This window comes from Kitasatospora sp. NPDC001261 (genome assembly GCF_042896795.1).
Classification (GTDB): Bacteria; Actinomycetota; Actinomycetes; order Streptomycetales; family Streptomycetaceae; genus Kitasatospora.
The window spans coordinates 170,111-186,351 of record NZ_JBIAXP010000021.1; the positions used below are offsets into that span (position 1 = coordinate 170,111).

General features: G+C 73.1%; 27 protein-coding genes. All 27 read left to right on the forward strand.

The window, feature by feature from the left end; all coding sequences use genetic code 11:
• Nucleotides 1-141: 141 nt before the first annotated feature.
• The 27 genes from ACFY4B_RS27350 (at nucleotide 142) to ACFY4B_RS27480 (ending at nucleotide 16,103) form a co-directional block, all read left to right on the forward strand.
• Nucleotides 142-486, forward strand: a complete 345-nt coding sequence (locus ACFY4B_RS27350; RefSeq protein WP_387972186.1) for a hypothetical protein — start codon at nucleotides 142-144, stop codon at nucleotides 484-486.
• Nucleotides 483-779: a hypothetical protein gene (locus ACFY4B_RS27355; protein WP_387972189.1), complete on the forward strand. Its 297-nt coding sequence runs from the start codon at nucleotides 483-485 to the stop codon at nucleotides 777-779. The genes ACFY4B_RS27350 and ACFY4B_RS27355 overlap by 4 nt, the downstream gene beginning before the upstream one ends.
• A 93-nt stretch (nucleotides 780-872) precedes the next feature.
• Nucleotides 873-1,427 carry a hypothetical protein gene (locus ACFY4B_RS27360; protein WP_387972192.1) on the forward strand — a complete coding sequence of 185 codons (555 nt, stop codon included), beginning with the start codon at nucleotides 873-875 and terminating at the stop codon, nucleotides 1,425-1,427.
• Nucleotides 1,424-1,972, forward strand: a complete 549-nt coding sequence (locus tag ACFY4B_RS27365; RefSeq protein WP_387972195.1) for a hypothetical protein — start codon at nucleotides 1,424-1,426, stop codon at nucleotides 1,970-1,972. Before ACFY4B_RS27360 ends, ACFY4B_RS27365 begins: the two co-directional genes overlap by 4 nt.
• Nucleotides 1,969-2,661 carry a hypothetical protein gene (locus tag ACFY4B_RS27370; protein ID WP_387972197.1) on the forward strand — a complete coding sequence of 231 codons (693 nt, stop codon included), beginning with the start codon at nucleotides 1,969-1,971 and terminating at the stop codon, nucleotides 2,659-2,661. The genes ACFY4B_RS27365 and ACFY4B_RS27370 overlap by 4 nt, the downstream gene beginning before the upstream one ends.
• A gap of 74 nt (nucleotides 2,662-2,735) precedes the next feature.
• Complete coding sequence (locus ACFY4B_RS27375; RefSeq protein WP_387972200.1) at nucleotides 2,736-3,107, forward strand: hypothetical protein; 372 nt, start codon at nucleotides 2,736-2,738, stop codon at nucleotides 3,105-3,107.
• Nucleotides 3,108-3,138: 31 nt separating this feature from the next.
• A complete protein-coding gene (locus tag ACFY4B_RS27380; RefSeq protein WP_387972203.1) occupies nucleotides 3,139-3,552 on the forward strand; it encodes a hypothetical protein in 414 nt (137 codons plus the stop codon).
• A gap of 75 nt (nucleotides 3,553-3,627) precedes the next feature.
• Complete coding sequence (locus ACFY4B_RS27385; protein ID WP_387972205.1) at nucleotides 3,628-4,161, forward strand: hypothetical protein; 534 nt, start codon at nucleotides 3,628-3,630, stop codon at nucleotides 4,159-4,161.
• Nucleotides 4,162-4,273: 112 nt separating this feature from the next.
• Nucleotides 4,274-4,873, forward strand: coding sequence for a hypothetical protein (locus tag ACFY4B_RS27390; RefSeq protein WP_387972208.1), 600 nt, complete (start codon nucleotides 4,274-4,276; stop codon nucleotides 4,871-4,873).
• Nucleotides 4,874-5,365: 492 nt separating this feature from the next.
• Nucleotides 5,366-6,532 carry a DUF932 domain-containing protein gene (locus tag ACFY4B_RS27395; RefSeq protein ID WP_387972211.1) on the forward strand — a complete coding sequence of 389 codons (1,167 nt, stop codon included), beginning with the start codon at nucleotides 5,366-5,368 and terminating at the stop codon, nucleotides 6,530-6,532.
• A 289-nt stretch (nucleotides 6,533-6,821) separates the two neighbouring features.
• The gene (locus ACFY4B_RS27400; protein ID WP_387972214.1) at nucleotides 6,822-7,097 is read left to right on the forward strand and encodes a hypothetical protein; all 276 of its coding nucleotides are present in this window, start codon (nucleotides 6,822-6,824) and stop codon (nucleotides 7,095-7,097) included.
• A gap of 98 nt (nucleotides 7,098-7,195) precedes the next feature.
• On the forward strand, nucleotides 7,196-7,864 hold the full coding sequence (locus ACFY4B_RS27405; protein ID WP_387972217.1) for a hypothetical protein: 669 nt from the start codon (nucleotides 7,196-7,198) through the stop codon (nucleotides 7,862-7,864).
• Nucleotides 7,861-8,508: a hypothetical protein gene (locus ACFY4B_RS27410; RefSeq protein WP_387972219.1), complete on the forward strand. Its 648-nt coding sequence runs from the start codon at nucleotides 7,861-7,863 to the stop codon at nucleotides 8,506-8,508. The genes ACFY4B_RS27405 and ACFY4B_RS27410 overlap by 4 nt, the downstream gene beginning before the upstream one ends.
• Before the next feature lie 43 nt (nucleotides 8,509-8,551).
• Nucleotides 8,552-9,109 carry a hypothetical protein gene (locus ACFY4B_RS27415; protein WP_387972222.1) on the forward strand — a complete coding sequence of 186 codons (558 nt, stop codon included), beginning with the start codon at nucleotides 8,552-8,554 and terminating at the stop codon, nucleotides 9,107-9,109.
• A 388-nt stretch (nucleotides 9,110-9,497) separates the two neighbouring features.
• A complete protein-coding gene (locus tag ACFY4B_RS27420; protein ID WP_387972225.1) occupies nucleotides 9,498-9,872 on the forward strand; it encodes a hypothetical protein in 375 nt (124 codons plus the stop codon).
• A 120-nt stretch (nucleotides 9,873-9,992) separates the two neighbouring features.
• The gene (locus ACFY4B_RS27425; protein ID WP_387972228.1) at nucleotides 9,993-10,400 is read left to right on the forward strand and encodes a hypothetical protein; all 408 of its coding nucleotides are present in this window, start codon (nucleotides 9,993-9,995) and stop codon (nucleotides 10,398-10,400) included.
• A gap of 139 nt (nucleotides 10,401-10,539) precedes the next feature.
• Nucleotides 10,540-10,836 carry a hypothetical protein gene (locus ACFY4B_RS27430; RefSeq protein ID WP_387972231.1) on the forward strand — a complete coding sequence of 99 codons (297 nt, stop codon included), beginning with the start codon at nucleotides 10,540-10,542 and terminating at the stop codon, nucleotides 10,834-10,836.
• Between the two features lie 75 nt (nucleotides 10,837-10,911).
• The gene (locus ACFY4B_RS27435) at nucleotides 10,912-11,358 is read left to right on the forward strand and encodes a hypothetical protein (RefSeq protein ID WP_387972234.1); all 447 of its coding nucleotides are present in this window, start codon (nucleotides 10,912-10,914) and stop codon (nucleotides 11,356-11,358) included.
• Nucleotides 11,359-11,467: 109 nt separating this feature from the next.
• A complete protein-coding gene (locus ACFY4B_RS27440; protein WP_387972237.1) occupies nucleotides 11,468-11,800 on the forward strand; it encodes a hypothetical protein in 333 nt (110 codons plus the stop codon).
• A gap of 110 nt (nucleotides 11,801-11,910) precedes the next feature.
• Entirely contained in the window at nucleotides 11,911-12,402 is a 492-nt protein-coding gene (locus ACFY4B_RS27445; protein WP_387972239.1) for a hypothetical protein, read from the forward strand.
• A 97-nt stretch (nucleotides 12,403-12,499) separates the two neighbouring features.
• Nucleotides 12,500-13,003: a hypothetical protein gene (locus ACFY4B_RS27450; RefSeq protein ID WP_387972242.1), complete on the forward strand. Its 504-nt coding sequence runs from the start codon at nucleotides 12,500-12,502 to the stop codon at nucleotides 13,001-13,003.
• A gap of 63 nt (nucleotides 13,004-13,066) precedes the next feature.
• Nucleotides 13,067-13,357, forward strand: coding sequence for a hypothetical protein (locus tag ACFY4B_RS27455; protein WP_387972244.1), 291 nt, complete (start codon nucleotides 13,067-13,069; stop codon nucleotides 13,355-13,357).
• A 114-nt stretch (nucleotides 13,358-13,471) separates the two neighbouring features.
• Entirely contained in the window at nucleotides 13,472-13,855 is a 384-nt protein-coding gene (locus ACFY4B_RS27460; RefSeq protein ID WP_387972246.1) for a hypothetical protein, read from the forward strand.
• Nucleotides 13,856-13,930: 75 nt separating this feature from the next.
• Nucleotides 13,931-14,218, forward strand: a complete 288-nt coding sequence (locus ACFY4B_RS27465) for a hypothetical protein (protein WP_387972249.1) — start codon at nucleotides 13,931-13,933, stop codon at nucleotides 14,216-14,218.
• 70 nt (nucleotides 14,219-14,288) lie between these two features.
• The gene (locus ACFY4B_RS27470) at nucleotides 14,289-14,753 is read left to right on the forward strand and encodes a hypothetical protein (RefSeq protein WP_387972251.1); all 465 of its coding nucleotides are present in this window, start codon (nucleotides 14,289-14,291) and stop codon (nucleotides 14,751-14,753) included.
• A 65-nt stretch (nucleotides 14,754-14,818) separates the two neighbouring features.
• A complete protein-coding gene (locus ACFY4B_RS27475) occupies nucleotides 14,819-15,472 on the forward strand; it encodes a hypothetical protein (RefSeq protein WP_387972254.1) in 654 nt (217 codons plus the stop codon).
• 115 nt (nucleotides 15,473-15,587) lie between these two features.
• A complete protein-coding gene (locus tag ACFY4B_RS27480) occupies nucleotides 15,588-16,103 on the forward strand; it encodes a single-stranded DNA-binding protein (RefSeq protein WP_387972257.1) in 516 nt (171 codons plus the stop codon).
• Nucleotides 16,104-16,241: the final 138 nt, after the last annotated feature.

Consider the following 16,241-nt stretch of genomic DNA (forward strand, 5'->3'; position numbering starts at 1 on the left):
GGCGCAGCGCGGGAGCCGGTTGGTGGCACCCCGGCCCGACTCCGGGTTGCCAATCCTCCCCCCATGATGTAGATTAGTGCATGTCGAAACGGGGAGGGCAACCTCGGATCGGCCACCGCGAACCACGACCGAGGAGGACCCATGGCAACCCAGGCCCAGTTGATCCAGGCCGTCAAGGACGCTCAGGCGTCGGGCTGGACCGTCACCCGGACCAGCAGCGGCTACCGCGCCACCCGCACCTCCGAGCACTCCACCCCCGAAACGATCCCGGAGGCGTGGTGGGGTGCCCCCACCTACACCGACATCCGCCACCTCAGCATCGTCGTGATCGGCGCGAAGGTCACAGCCGCTTTCACACAGCACCGCCGCTACCCCTGGGTCGGGGCCCACGAGGTGAAGGCCTCGTTCAAGGCCGCCATCGCCTTCCTCGCCGAGGGCGCGACCGGCGACACCGAGGCGGCCGCCGCGACCGGTGCCGCCGCGTGAGCGCCGCCGAGCGCTGGACCGTCTTCCACGCGCCGGTCGACGACGATGACGGCGGCCGGATCGAGGCCCTGTCGATCGAGGGCCCCGACCTGCCCACCGCGCTCGCCGACGCCATCCGCGCCGAGAGGATCGAGTGGGACCCGGACGCCGCCGAACAACTGGCCAGCGTCGCCGACGCAGACCTGATCGAGCAGTGGGTGGACGACCAGCATCCCGACATGCAGGTCATCCCCGGCCACCACGAGGCCCGCTCGCTGCGGGCACTGCTCACCCTGGCCCGCCCCACCCTCTGACCGTCCACCACACCGGCTGCCCGACCCGGCCGGTACCCGGCCGCCGCGACGACGCCTACGGGCGCTCGCGGCGGCCCCCGAAGGAGAACACCCGTGCCCGCCAGCAAGCCCTACCTCGGCGCCCCCCAGCTCTACACGCACTTCGTACACCTCGACCTCGACGGCTGGGCCTACGCCCTCGACGCCGACCACGCCGTGTACGCCCCCGGTCCCTACCCCTTCCGAGAGGAGGTCTACGACCTCGTCCCCAACCCGTCCGCCGGCCCCCACGCGATGAAGCGCGCGCTCACCGGCGAGCTGCGCCCCACCTCCGTACGGCTCTCCCCGGACTGCGCCCACTTCTCCTGGGGCAACGAGTACGTCGCCCTCTACCCGCACCCCGCCGGGGCCGCCGCCCGGATGTACCTGGCCACCGGCACCCGCGGCTACGTCCAGCCGATGTGGGCCGTGCTGGACCTGGACGCCGGCCGCGCGGTGCTGCCGGACGACATCCCCGTGGACCTGATGGAGCAGGCCGAGGTGAAGACGGGCCGGCTGCTGGACCTGGTGGCCCGGGCCTGCGCCGAGCGCGACGCCGGTGCCAAGGTGACCACCGCGGTACTGCACCCGTTGCGCCCCGGCCGCGAGACGGAGGGCGTAACCCGATGACCAGCAGCCACCACGCCGCAGCCCGCCCTCGCTACCGGCATTGGCGCCACCGCGCCCACGCTGCACTGCCCTGGGCCTACCTGGCCATGGCCATCCTGGTCTGGCTCCAGACGGGTGCCCTCTACCTCCTTCTGGCGGCCGGCTACCTGGCCGTCCGCTCCGCCGAGTTCTGGCACCGGCGCGAGCTGTGCGAGTGGTGCATCGCCGCCGTTCCACTGGACGCCGCAGCCGCAGCCGAACGACGCCGCCACGTCCTACGACCAGTGCACCACTGGCGCCTCAACATCGCGGCCGACGTCGTGCTCCTGCTGCTGCTGTTCGTTCTGCCGCTCGGCAGCACGGCCGGAAGCGTGGCGCAGAGCGCGGGCTGGGTGATGCTGGGCTACTTCGCCGTGGCGCGGATCCAGCACAACCAGCTCCAGCCCTGGTGTCCGTGGTGCCAGGACGGCAACGGCTGGGAGGAAGACCTCTACGACGACCCCGACCCGGCCGGCGGGCTGCACGAGCAGCAGCCCGACCGCACCTCCACCCAGGACGATCAATGACCACCGCGACCGCGCCTGGAGCCCTCGAGCTGCTCACCCCCACCGGCGTCCAGCTCACCGTCCGCCCGGAGACCGACTGGCGCCGCGGCCTGGCCATCTACGCCGTCGCCGAGACGGCCGGCTCCTTCACCTTCACCCCGGGCACCCGCGACGCGGACAGCCTCACCCTCAACTACGGCCGGCCGGTTGACTGCGACGTCCGCCACCGCGGGTCTGCCTCCGCGTGGGACGACCGCCCGGTCGTCAACGGCATGGAGCTGGCCGGTGCCACCGGCATCGACCTGCCGGCGCTGCGCCGACTGCTGTCCGAACCCGCCTACTGGGCGGATGCGGACTGGACGGACTGCCTCACCGCCTGGCCGAAGCGGGCCTACCCGCTGCCCAGCGCCCGGCCGAACACCTTCGAGCGCAGCCGGGTGACCGAGGCCGCCCACCACCGCACGGCCGCCATCGTCGCCGCGCTGGCGCGCCACCACCTGGCCCGCACCGACCTCGCCGCCCTCGACCTGGCCCGCCGCGCCGCGGACGCCCCGCTGCAGATCCGGGCCCTGCACATCTCGCGCGCCGCCACCGAGCAGGAGATCGCCCGTCGGCAACGCCAACTCGGCGAGTACGACGAGCGGATCGCGAGCCTCGAAGCCCTCATTCGCACCCGGGGCCCGGTTGACATCCCTCCCCGCATGCCGTAGATTAGTTCATGTCGAACCGGGGAGGGCAAACCTCGGTGAGGCCACCGCGAACCAGCACACCAGGAGCTACGACCGTGACCAGCCACCATCACCCCGACGAGCACGGCATCTGCGCGGCCTGCGAGGCCACCGGCCTGCCCGCCGTCGCGGCCCGCGACCTCAAGCCCGGCATGCTCATCCAGGACAAGTTCAACCCCGGCCCCAACCAGACCTACTGCGTCGGCGAGGTCGCCACCGTCGAGGTGCGCCCGGGCGACTTCCTCAACGTCACCTGGAGCTGGGCCTGGCACAAGGTGCTGCGCGGCACCGACCCGGCCGAGACCGTCTACGCCTACCCCGGCGGCTTCGGCGAGACCGTCGTCAGCGGCGCCAGCGAGTACCTCCCCCTGCCCGCCGGATCCGTCGAGCGCCCCGTCGAGCGCTTCCCCGCTCTTGCCACGACCTGACCGCCCACCCACGAACGGAAGGCCGCGCACTGTGGGCGTAGACACCTGGGTGCGCGGCACCGTCGCCGTGCACCCGCCCGTCCCCCTGGCCTCCCTCTGGGAGCTGATCGAGGGTCGCGGCCACTTCGCCATCGCACCGGCCGCCGCCTCGCCCGCGGAGCTCACCGAACTCGCCGACCACCACGAACTGCTCCTGATCCCCGCCGACGGAGCCGGACGCGACGCCCGGGGCAGGCCGACGCACATCAAGGCCCTGGTGGTCGACAGGGACGCGAGGTTCAGCAACACCCTGCACGCGCTGGACGCCTTCGCCGGTTGGTGCACGGGCCACACCTTGACCGCAGAGATCGTCTACTCCGGAGACTACGGCGACGAGGGCACGGTCGTCCTCGACCCCAAGCGCCGCGTCTTCGACTGGGTCGAAACCACGCCGATGCAGCGCTGACACGGACGAAGCCGGCGCGGGAGGGCAGACCCGCGCCACCACCACAACCAACCACACCCCGAGGAGCACCACCCCATGGGCGCACGCGCCATCACCGAGTGGCACGAACACGAGGCCGGCCCCTCCATGGTCGACCGCAACCCCTGGCTCAGCCCGGTCACCATGATCCCGGCGCTGGCCGACTACCTGCACCACACCACGACGGCCGGCCGGCCGCCGAGCGCTTCCGGCTTCCGCGCCTGGGCCACCGAACACCTTCCCGCCGTCCTCGGCACCGTGCAGACCGAGGGCCCCGGGGCATTCCTCGGCGCCGGCACCGACATCCAGTTCCACTACCTCGTCCAGCAGTCGGCCAAGGACCCCGGCACCCTGCGGATCGCGGTCCGCGAGCGCGAGCGGCGCACCTGGACCCTCACCGCCGCCGCGCACAACGCCGACGAGCTGTTCGCCCTCGCGGCGAAACTGCTCCACCAGCAGGCCCGGAACATCCGGCGCCTGCGCACGGCAGGCCGCGGCGGACCGATGCCGGACCCGGAGGAGATCGAGCAGCGCGCTGAGCAGATCCGCGCCCGCATCACGCCCGCCGCGCTCGAGGCGGTCGCCCCCTGACGGGGCAGGACCGCGGCCGGTCCCGGCACCGGCCACGGCCCTGGGGCGACCGCCCGCAGCCGGACCCGCCGGCCCACCACCCGCGCGAACAGAACGAACCTCCGGAGAAGCGGTGACCGAGACCAACACCCCCACGACACCCGTGTCGTACCGAATGCCCGCCGGCCCGGGGGACGAGACGAAGACGATCTTCGCCGTGCCCACCCAGGCCTTCTACGACCTGGCCGCCACCATCCCGCCGTGCACCCCCGGCTGCCGGGGCGTCGCCCGCACCCTCGGGCCCGGGTACGACCTCGTCCCCGGCTTCGACGGCCGGGTGTGCCCGCTGCAGGCAGCCGTCTACCACCTGCTGCACGACGGCGAGCGGCACGACCGCGGGCTGCGGCGCGCCGAGCGCTGCGACGCCCAGGGCCTGGCTGACCGGGCAGCCGAGCTGCGCGCTGCCGCCGCCGGGCTTCGCGCCGACGCCGAGCGCCTGGCCGCCCAGGACGCCACCGAGGCCAGCTGCTGCACTCCGGCGCCCGTCGAGGCGTGGCCGCCGGCCCCGCCCGGCCTGGCTGTCCTGCGCACCCACCAGCTGGAATGGGACCCGCCGGGCCTGTCTGCGGCGAACCGCTGGACCTGCGCCGCCTGCGGCCAGGCCGCCATCGACTACCGCGGCAACGTATACGGCTCCGCCACCACGGGCCCGTGCGCCGAGGCGCCCGCGTAGCAGCACCAGCACGTCCCGGCGGGGAGGACGAGCCCGGCGTCCGTCGGCCGGCCTCCCGCGCCGGGTGGAAGGCACCGGGGCGCTGCCCCGGACCCCGGCCTCGCTCCCAGAGGGGCGGCCCTGTCGGTCGGGTGCGGCACAGCGGTGGTGGGTGGTGCGGGGGCCGTGCGGTGTCCCTCCGGTCGTCCGACGTCCGAACCCTGCCATCCCGGGCGGGACCGCCAGGCCGAGCCGCTACGCGGTCGCTGCGCGAGCCCGGCAGTCCCACCCGGCACGGCCACCACCGCGCCGCCGAACGACCGGAGGGGCACCGCCCAGCGGCGGGAGCGTCCTGCGGAGGCCCCAGGGGGCATCTGCCCGGAAAAGATCATGGAAAGAGGGCCGTCCCGGAGTTGCCTTTCCCGCCCCGGTCGGGTAGATTAGTACATGTCGGAACGGGGAGGGCAAACCCCGGAACCGGCCACCACGACCAAGACTCCCAGGGAGCGCATCATGATCGAGACCACCGAGTACAGCCGCCGCGCCACCGCCCTGCCGACCGCCACCAACGCGGACGCGCGCAACGCCGGACTCCAGGACCTCGTCCAGATCCTCCAGCGCCAGCAGTCCAGCAAGATCGACATGGTGGCCCCGGCCTCCGCCTTCTCCGCCCACCACGCCAACATCAACGTCCACGGCGTCTCCATCCTCAGCGAGCGCGGCGTGACCAAGGCGGACGGCACCTACCGCCCCACCACCGTCGCCGACGAGGGCATCGCCGCCAAGCTCGGCATCCCGCTGGCCTACCTGCGCCGGATGCGCGCCGAGATGCCCGCCCTGTACGACACCAACGTCAACAGCTGGCTCGCCCAGGACCCGAACCGCAAGTTCCTGCTGCGCGGCTTCATCGGCGAGGCGGGCGGCGAGGGCGTGCTGCGCGCGGTCCTCTCCGACTCCTACAAGATGATCGACAACTTCGACGTGCTGGTCGCCGCGCTCGACGGAGTGCGCGCCTCCGGCCACGGCGTCAAGATCACCGGGTGCGACCTCACCGAGCGCCGCATGATCGTCCGCGTCGAGTCCGAGCACGTCGCCGTCCACGCCCGTCAGCTGCTCCGGGGGTACCGCTCCCCCTTCAACGGCCAGAGCGGTGACGAGCTGCCGATCGTCTCCGCCGGATTCGTGATCACCAACAGCGAGGTCGGGGCCGGGGCACTCACGATCACCCCCCGCATCGTGTTCCGGGTCTGCGAGAACGGCCTGACTCTCACCAAGGACGCGCTGCGCGCCGTCCACCTCGGTGCCAAGCTCGACGCGGGCGTCATCCGTTGGAGCGACGACACCGAGGCGAAGAACCTCGAACTCATCACGATGCGGGCCCGTGACGCCGTGTCCACCTTCCTTGACCGCGCCTACGTCGAGAAGAAGCTCGCCGAGATCGAGCGGGCCGCCGGGCGCGAGGTCACCGACCCCGTCCAGACCGTCGAGGTCGTGGCGAAGAAGCTCCGGTTCGCCGACGGCGTCCGCGAGTCCGTCCTCAACCACTTCATCAAGGGCGGCCAGACCACGGCGGGCGGCATCATGCAGGCCATCACCGCCACCGCCCAGACCCTCGACAACGCCGACGAGGCGTTCGAGCTCGAAAGCCAGGCCCTGGCCGCGCTCAGCCTGGCGATCTGACCGCCCCTCCGGCCGGGCCGCCCCAAGGCCCGGCCGGAGCCCCCGAACCGCCGCCCCGCTCCCCACCGGGGCGGCCCCGGCCCGCCCGCCACCTCACCCCCGGCGGGCGGGCCGGACCCCGCCGCCTGGCCGCGCGCGGCAGCCGCGTTTCGACGGCATCGAGCCGCCGAAACGCGCACGCACCGCCGCCGATCGGGCCCCCGCCGCCGGCGGCCCCGGGCCCGCCGAGCCCAGCCCGACCCGGCACCCTGCGCCATCCGACAGCCCTACCGAGAAGAGAACCTCACCCGTGCCCCTGACCGCCGTCCACATCCCCGGGTGCGTATGCGAGGACTGCGAGGCCGACCGAACGGTCCCGCTCAACCGCGCCACCGAAGACCAGGTCGCCGCCCTGCTCAGCGGGCGCCTGGCTGACCACACCGGCTCCACCCTGCGGATCACCGTCACCTACAACAGCACCGCGGGTGAGATCGCCACCGCCCTGCCCGACCGCATCGACGTCGAGTACGACGAGCGCACCTGGAGCCTGAGCCACTGGCAGCTCCCCGCCGGCTTCCCCCGCTGACCGAGCGCCGCAGCAGCCGCCGGGCGGCATCGAGCCGCCCAGCAGCACCCCTCCCGCCCCGCCAGCCGGCCGCCCGGCCCCACCACCGAAGAGACCCGATGCCCCAGAACACCAACCCCACCGGCGAGCACCAGGAGCAGCGCCACCTCGGCAGCTACGGCCTGCTGCGCTTCACCACCGCCACCGACCTGACCACCGGCACCTGCGCCTACAAGCTCACCGGCCCCCACGTCCGGGGAATCGCCACCCTGGTGCCCGCGGCCGCCACCGCCGACCCCACCGACCCGAACGAGCAGGACCGCCGGTGGCAGCCCGATCTGCTCATCTTCTACGGCGCCGAACCGGTGGCCCCCCACCGGCACCGCGCGGACCCGCTCACCATCAACGGCGTCCAGCTCGGCTCCATCACCCGCGTCTCCTACGACCAGGTCGACCGCGGCGACCCGATCAGCGCCCGGCGCCCCAACAAGGCCGGCCACGCCATCACCCTGCCTCCAGCCACCCGCCGCCACGCCGAGGCAGTGCTCCTCACCGTCGTCGACCACTGGCGCGCCCGCCCCGACCTCGCCGAACTCGACGAGGCCGCCCAGCGCGCCAACGCCCCCCGCTGGCTCGCCGAGCAGCTCAAGAAGCTCGACCAGCACGACGAGAGGCTGGCCGAGCTGGACAACGAAGTCAGCTACACCCGGACCGCCCGACGCCTGACGATCGACCGCGTGCGCCAACTGCGCGCCCTCGCGGCCGGCACCGACGCGGCCGCCGCATGAGCAGCACCGCGACGGCGCCCGCAGCCGGCCAGCACCAGGAGCACGGCCACGCCGACCTCGGCGAGCACGGCCTGCTGCACTTCACCTCCACCGCCGAGCCGACGACCGGCTGCGTCATCTACCGGCTGACGGGCACCAGGATCAGCGGCGCCATCAGCGCGGTACCGCCGGCCTACGCCCACGACCCCAGCGAACCGCCCGGCCCCGCCCGCCCCGAGCTCGTGCTGATCTCCGGCGCACAGCCGCACCCGACCGGCCGCCGACACCGTGCCGAGCCGCTGACCGTGTTCGGAGTCGACCTGACCGGGGACTGCAACATCTACCCGGGCACCCTCGCCGACTCCAGCCGGCTCCCGCTGTTCCAGCGCGAGGACGAGTGGGGCCGACGGCTGGACATCCCCCCGGCCACCAAGCGCCGCTGCGCCGCCGTGCTGCGTGCGCTGGCCGGCCACCACCTGCGCCGGCCCGACCTCGACCAGCTCGCCCAGGCCGCCGCCCTGGCCGCCGTGCCGACCTGGCTGGTCCTCCACCACGGCCGGCTGGTCAAGAGCGAGACCGCGGTGCGCCGAGCCGAGGAGGCCCGCGCCGAGGCCGCCGAGCGCGTCCAGCGGCTGCGGGCCATGCTCACCGCGTCCGCAGCCTGACCCGGCACCCCCTTCTTCTTCCCGACCCGCGACGGAGCGACCCGTGCCCCTGCCCCTGCTCTACCTGGACGTCGACGGCCCCCTCAACGTCCTCAACCGCTGGCCCGAGGAGCCGCACAAGCTCACGGTCCACCGGGTACGGCCGCAGTGCTGGGTACGCCAGCACCCGAACCTGCACCCCGACGATGTCCCCGAGCTGGTCCTGCGGCTGAACCCCGACCACGGCGCCGAGCTTGCCGACCTGCCGTACGAACTGGTCTGGGGGACGACGTGGGAAGAAGAAGCGAACGAGTTCATCGGCCCGCGGATCGGCTTGCCCGCCCTGCCGGTCGTCACCTGGAGCAACCTTGACGGCTTCGGCCCGGAGGGCACCTATTTCAAGACCGCCGAGCTCGTACGGCACGCCGCGGGCCGGCCCTTCGCCTGGGTGGACGACCAGCTCGGCCAGGCCGACCGCGAGTACGTGGCCCGGCACCACCCGGCTCCCGCCCTGCTCCACTACGTCGACCCGGCCAAGGGCCTTGACCTGGACGATTTCGAGACCCTCGCCGCCTGGGTTGACACCCTGCCCGCCGAGTACCAGCCGACGGCCTCGGTCTGACGGCCGCTCTGGTGGAGGGGGGCACCCCCGCTTCGCGGTGGTTAGGCCGGCGCTGCGCGCCGGGTGGTGCCCGGCTGCGCCGGGCGCCGCCTGTCTGCCGGCCGGGCCTTCGCTGCGCTGCGGCCCGTCCGGCGTTCTCCCCGCCCTCCCGGCTTTTCGATTTTGGGGGCGCGCGGCCTGCGGTCAAGCGCTCCGGTCCGTGTCCTCGCCGGCCCGCTCCTTCGTCGCTCTACCGGCTGCGGTCCTCCCTCCCGCGCTTGACCTCCGGCCGCTCTCCGCCCCCAAGATCTCATTTCGCCGGGGGGCCGGGGGAACAGTCCACGGGACCAACCCGTACATGGCTGAGCTCCCTCCCCGACACACCCACCCACCAACGAAAGGCCCAGAAATGAACGAGACGCAGTCGCTCCGCGACTACGAGCCCCGTACGGGCTGCGGCCGGTGGACCTGTGACGGCGAATGCTGGGAATGCAACGACCCCGGATATCTCTCCGAACTCGAATTCGCAATTGAGGAATGCGAAAGGACCGCCCGGATCGAGGAGGCGCAGGAAATCCGGAGCGATATAGCCCACGGCAGGCTTTTCATCCACCGACTCCTGCGAGATGCGCGAGGCGACCTCTGGGCCACCGGCACCTACCCCGGCACGGGATGCAGCGTCATCCTGTGCGGAGAAGGCGACAGCCGACATTTCTTCAGCGAATGCGACGACCGCGACCAGGCCAGCGCCGAACTCGACGACTACCTGACGCAAGTCCGGTAGCCGAATTCTCTGCCAGGAATTGCCAAACCCTGCCCCGATGGGGTAGATTAATACATGTCGGAACGGGGAGGGCAAACCCCGGGCCGGATACCACGAATCACGAGCACGAAGGAGCAGCCGATGGCCACCGCCGACCGCGCCGCACGGGACCGCAAGGCATTCGCGGGCCGCCTGAAGACCGCCGCGCACGCTGGCCTGAGAAACTCCCAGCGCTCCGCCGAGGGCTGGTGGAATCGGCTGCACGAGGAGCGATTGACGGCGCACAACGTCTGCATGGAAGGCTTCTTCGAGCACATCACCGGCTACCAGTTCCAGGCCGAGCTGTGGGGCGACCTGATCAAGGCGCTGGACGCCAGCACCGACCCCGTCGCCACCTGGCACGAGAAGATCGCCGAGGCGGAGCGGGTGGCCGCCCACGCCGGGGGCAGCATGGGCAACCCCGTGGCCGACGCCCGGCAGCACGTGCGCCGCGAGGCCCACGGCAACTTCGCCCGCTATGCCGCCGACTACTTCCGCCGCGTCAGCTGACGGCCCAGCCGGGGGCGCGGCATCCGACGCCCCCGGTTGACACCCCTCCCCCCGTGGGGTAGATTAGTGCATGTCGGAACGGGGAGGGCAAACCCCGGGCCGAACGCCACGACCCGACCCGGCCAAGGAGCGCGCCACCATGACCGTCCTCACCGTGCAGGCCCCCGCCGTCCCCGCGATCACCTGCGGCTGGTGCGGCGAAGACGGCCACCACGCCGCCCACTGCGAGGAGGTCGAACTCGAATGCGAGCACTGCGAGGCCAAGGCCGGGACCGCGAACCCCGAGACGATCGACGCCGCCGACTGGCACGGCATCGGCGCGGGTAACGCCCGCTTCTGCTCCTGCCTCACCAGCTGCCCCGACTGCGCCGAGGACCTGCGCGGCGAGTGCGAGGCGTACATCGACGACTGCGTCAACGGGATGCTCTACCGCTGACCGACCGGGCCGGGCGCGGACCCCCGCGCCCGGCCCCCTCCCCCGCGCCCCCGTCAACGACAGGATGACCCCGAAGTGACCGAGCACCACGCCGACCCGCAGCCGTGGAAGCCCACCGGCACCTACCCCGGCCTCTACCGGGAGAGCGTTCCCCCGATCGAGGCCGCGCGGCACCTGAACAAGATCGCCGCCGAGGCGTTCCGCCAGCGCGCCGACGCCCGCCAAGCGCTGCGCACCCTGCTCGCCGACCCCGACGCCGACGTCTACGACGTCAATACCCTCCTGTTCGCCCAGGAAAAGGCCCGCCTGTGGCGCAGGGCCCGCGCCCGCGCGGTCGGCCACCCCGAGATGGAGGGCCAGGCCGGCGGCCCGGTGTTCGACCCCGAGGACGGCCACCTGGTCGCCGCCGTCCGCGAGCTGCGCACCGAGCTGCGCACCGCCCAGTACAGCAGTAGCGAGGAGTGGCAGGAGCGGGAGGCCGTCAGGACGTTCCTGGTTTACACCGACTTTCTGGACCGTTGACCCGCACGAGTTGACACCCCTCCTCATGTGGGGTAGATTAGTGAATGTCGGAACGGGGAGGGCAAACCCCGGGCCGGACACCACGAACCAACTCGACCAGGGAGACGCCATGCTCGCCGAGATGCTGACCGCCGCCGACCAGCTCGACACCATCCGCGAACTCGCCGCCGAGCTCTACGGAGAGCGCGCCGAAACCGTCGACCGCTTCGGCTGCGGCAGCTACGAGGCCACCCACTACGACTTCGGCACCTTCATCTATGCCAACCTCCTGGCCCACCTGGACGACGCGCAGGCCACCGCCCTGCGCCACGAACTGGCGGCCCACGTCGCCGAGTACATCGCGGACCCCGAGGCCGACCCCGACCGCATCGAGACCACCAGGAGGGCCGACCCCGACAACACCGGCAGCTACCTCTACGAGCCCACCGGCGTCCGCCTGTAACCCCGCCCGCTCCCCGCGCCCACCGGGCGCGGGGAGCCCCTACCGGCCCCGCAGCCGGCCCCCAGGGGCCCGACGCGACCCCCGCCCGCGACCGCCAGGAGAAGGCCCCCATGCAGGCCGCCCACCATGCCCCCGATCCCTACGCCCAGCCCGCCGCCCACCTCCACCACTGCCGCCGAGCCCTCGAACGGGCCAATACCGACATGGCCGGAGCCTTCCTCCACAGCGCCGCCGACACCCTGCGCCACATCTGGCCGACCGCCGCGCGGCTCGTCTTCGACCGCACCGAGAACGACCGGCACCCGCTGCGCCCCGTCGAGTTCCTGCGCATCGAGGACAGGCGGGGGCGCGCCATCGCCACGGACGCCGACACCGCCGCCCTGACCGGCGACGCCCAGGAGTGCTGGATCATCGCCCTTCACGAACTGCTCGCAGCCGTACGCCACTTGGGCGCGGGCACGGTGCCCACCGGCCGACCCTGGAGGATGGAGTCCACCTACTCCTTCCAGCGCGAGGCCCGCGCCCCCTACCTGCTCACCATCACGCTGCCGCCCGCCGCCCCGCCGCCGGACTCCGCGCGGCTCGGTGATCCCGCAGGTTGACACCCCTCCCCGCGTGGGGTAGATTAGTACATGTCGGAACGGGGAGGGCAACCCCGGAGCCGGCCACCGCGAACCTCACGAACCAGGAGACGCCGCCATGGGCTACACCCACTACTGGAGCTACACCCCGCAGGCCGAGGGCTTCCGCGCGGCCTGGCTCCAGCTCCAGCTGGACGCCGCGGCCATCATCGACTTCGTCCAGCGCCAGGACGTGCAGCTCGCCGGTGGCGACGGAACCGGCGCACCCCGCATCGACGACGGGGCGATCCGCTTCAACGGCCGCCAGGCCGACGGCGACGACTACGAGACGTTCAGCATCGACCTCAACCCCCACCGCCCCCGCGAGCGCGAGGAGTCCGGATTCTTCTGGGAGTTCTGCAAGACCGGCGAGCGCCCGTACGACATGGCCGTGACCGCCGTCCTGCTGCGCGCCCACACCCTCGCCCCCGACTTCTTCGCCATCCAGAGCGACGGGGACTGGGACAGCGACTGGCTGGAGGCCCGCGCCATCCACCGCATCCTGTTCGGCGACCCCGGCATGGCCGACCCCTTCACCGACACGACCCAGGGGCCGCGCGCCGCGCGCACCCCGGTCGGCTGACCACCCGCCGGGCGCGGCCGAACCGGCCGCGCCCACCCCTGACCGCCGATCCGGAATGAAGACGTGAACACCACCCCTACGACCATCACCCTGCACGACGGCCCCGCCGCCGGAGCCCGCTTCCTGGTGCGCGCCGCCGACGAGCTGCCGGAGACGGTCCAACTGGCCATCCCGCTCGACTACCCCGACGACTGGCTGGAACGGCAGCCGACCCCCGCCCTGCGCGGCGTGGTGACGGCCGTCCACACCTACCGGCGCGTGGCAACCACCACCCTCTACCACTGGCACCGGGAGGCAGCCGGCTGTGCCGGTACGGCCGGCTGCACCCACAACGACCGCCCTGGCGGCCGGTGACCGGAGGCCCCGACCGGCCCCACGGGCCCGCAGTCACCCCGTCCGGAGTCCGGCGCAGCCGGGCGCCGCCGTCCTCCCGGTCCGCCGGGCCGCCCCACAAGGAGAAATGCCGCCGTGCACCCGACCGACCGCATGAACTGGCACGAGTGCGCCGCCTGGCTTGCCGGCCACCTGAGCACCCGCGGGATCCCCGCGGCGGCCGTCGCCACCGGCGAGCACACCTCGACCACCGTCGTCCGGCTCTCCATCGGCCCCGACGAAGCCGACCACACCCACACCCTCCAGGTCACCCTGGACTACGACTTCATCAACTGGGCGATCCTCGAAGCCCGCACCGGCCGGGCCGTGCGCGCCGACCGTTGGTTCGCGCCGCCGGGAGCCTGCGCCGAGCGCGTCGCGATCCTGCTCAACGGCAAGAGCGCCCGCATCCTGCCTGCGCCGCTGCCTTCCGACGCCGTGGCGACGGCCCCGGTGGACACTCCTCTCATCGTCTGGTAGATTAGTTCACGTCGGAACGGGGAGGGCAAACCCCGGAGTCGGCCACCACGACCACTTGGACCAGGGAGATACACCATGAGCAGCACCATCCTCGACCCCGAAGCCACCGCCCTCGCCCTGACCGTCGGCACCATCGCCGCCGCAGCCGCCCAGGCCGCCGCGCCCAAGCTGAACCTGTCCGTCGAGTTCCTGCTCGCCCGCTTCACCACCGACCGCGCCCTGGACGCCGTCACCGCGACCTACCTTCGCGGTATCCGGCGCGGCCTGCCGCCCGCCGACGCCGCCGCCGAGGCCGGCCGCCCGCTCCTGGTCGCCGCCATCGAGGCCGCGAAGCACGCCAACGCTGCCACCGCCGCCCGCTGACCTGCCCAGCTGCGCCCGGCCGCCGAGCCGGGCGCAGCCCGCCCCGCCCGGCTCCCAGGAAGGCCGACCCGTGACCACCGCCACCCCCGCCGCTCCCACCGTCCACGCCATCCGGATCGGCACCGTCCCGCTCTACGGCGCGGTCTGCGACCTGTGTCCCGCCTGGCTCGGCCCGACCACCACCGACCAGGACGAGCACGTCCAGCACGTGCGTTCCCATGCCTGGCAGCACCCGGAGCCGCCGACCCGGCCCGTCGAGGAGTGGGGAACCCCCGCCCCTGTCCCCGCCACCCGTGGCGAGATCGTCGGACAACTACCCATGTACCGGGTCACCTGCCCCGAGTGCCCCACCTACCAGGGACTCGGCAGCACCGACCGCGACACCGTCGCCCGCTACGTCGAGGCCCACGCCGCCGTGCACCGTGCCCACGCCGAGATGCAGGCCAACCGATTCGACTCCAACGCCATCCGTGCCCACCGCGCCGCCGTCCGCGCCGACCCCGGCCGCTGGGACGCAAGCGCGATCCGGTGGTGACGACAAGCCCACGGCGCACCATCCGGCCGGCGGGCCCGACCCACCCACCAGCTACAGGAGACCCCGTGCACACCACACCGTCCGCCCCGGGCGGAGGCGACGACCTCGAAGACCTGCGAGAGCAGAAGGCGGCCGCCCAGGCCGAGCAGACTCGGCTCCGGGGCCAGGAGGAGGCCGTCAGGGCCCGCATAAGCGATCTGGACGAGCGGATCGCGGCGGCCGACCTGCGGGCCGCCCTGGACGCCGACGGCCCGGCCGGACTGATCCGGCGCTGGTCGGCGCTGGTCGGCCGCTCCCCCGGCCTGGACGGGGCCGTCCGCAGCTGGCTCGCACAGCTCCACCCCGGGCTGGCCTGGAACAACCGCGGGCGCGGGGGGCGCGCCCCGGTCTTCCCGGTCCACCTCTGGGCCGATCCGGACGGGGCCGCAGCAGCGGCTGAAGCGCTGGACGGCATGGCCCCGGCCCTGCGCGCCGCCCAGGAGCGGGACGCAGGATTCCCGCGCCTCGAAGTCCGGGTGATGAAGCCCCGCCACGACCCGCCGCTGCTGATGTCCCCCTTCGCCGACGCCCCCGCCGCGACCCTCACGCTCTCCACGGGCGGCTGGAACCTCGGCACCGGCAGCCACGCCCAGAGAACCGAAGGGAGCTGCCTGCCGCTGCTGGCGCTGGCCATCCGGATGGGGATCGACGCCCGGGCAGCCGAGCCGGCCCGCCGCTGATCCGAACTCCCGGGTTGACAACCCTCCCCATTGTGAGTAGATTAGTGCATGTCGAGAAGGGGAGGGCAAGCCCCGGACCGAACGCCACGAACCACGAGAACGAGGAGCACCACCCATGTCCGGCGAGACCGTCATCACCCTGATCGGCAACCTGGTCGACGACCCCGAACTGCGCTTCACCCCCTCCGGCGCGGCGGTCGCCAAGTTCCGCATCGCGTCCACCCCGCGCACCTTCGACCGCCAGAGCAACGAGTGGAAGGACGGCGAGGCGCTGTTCCTGACCTGCAACGTCTGGCGCCAGCTCGCCGAGAACGTCGCCGAAAGCCTCACCAAGGGAACCCGCGTCATCGTCCAGGGGAAGCTGCGCCAGCGGACCTACGAGACGAAGGAGGGGGAGAAGCGGACCGTGTTCGAGGTCGAGGCCGAGGAGGTCGGCCCGAGCCTGCGCGGAGCCACCGCCAAGGTCACCAAGGCCCAGCGCACCCAGGGCGGGCAGAACGGCCAGCAGGGCGGCGGCTGGGGCGGCCAGCCCAACCGGGGTGGCCAGGGCCAGAGCGGCGGCTGGGACGGCAACGGCCAGGACCCGTGGTCCTCCACCGCGCCGACCGGCCCCGAGGAGCCCCCCTTCTAGCCGCCGCGCCCGTGGCCGGTCCGCGCCGCAGCGCGCGGACCGGAGCGAGCCCGCCCGCCGGAGCCGCGCAGGCGCAGCCACCACCGGGGCGGCATCGAGCCGCCCCGGTGGTGCGCCCACCCGCCGCCGGCCCCCGCC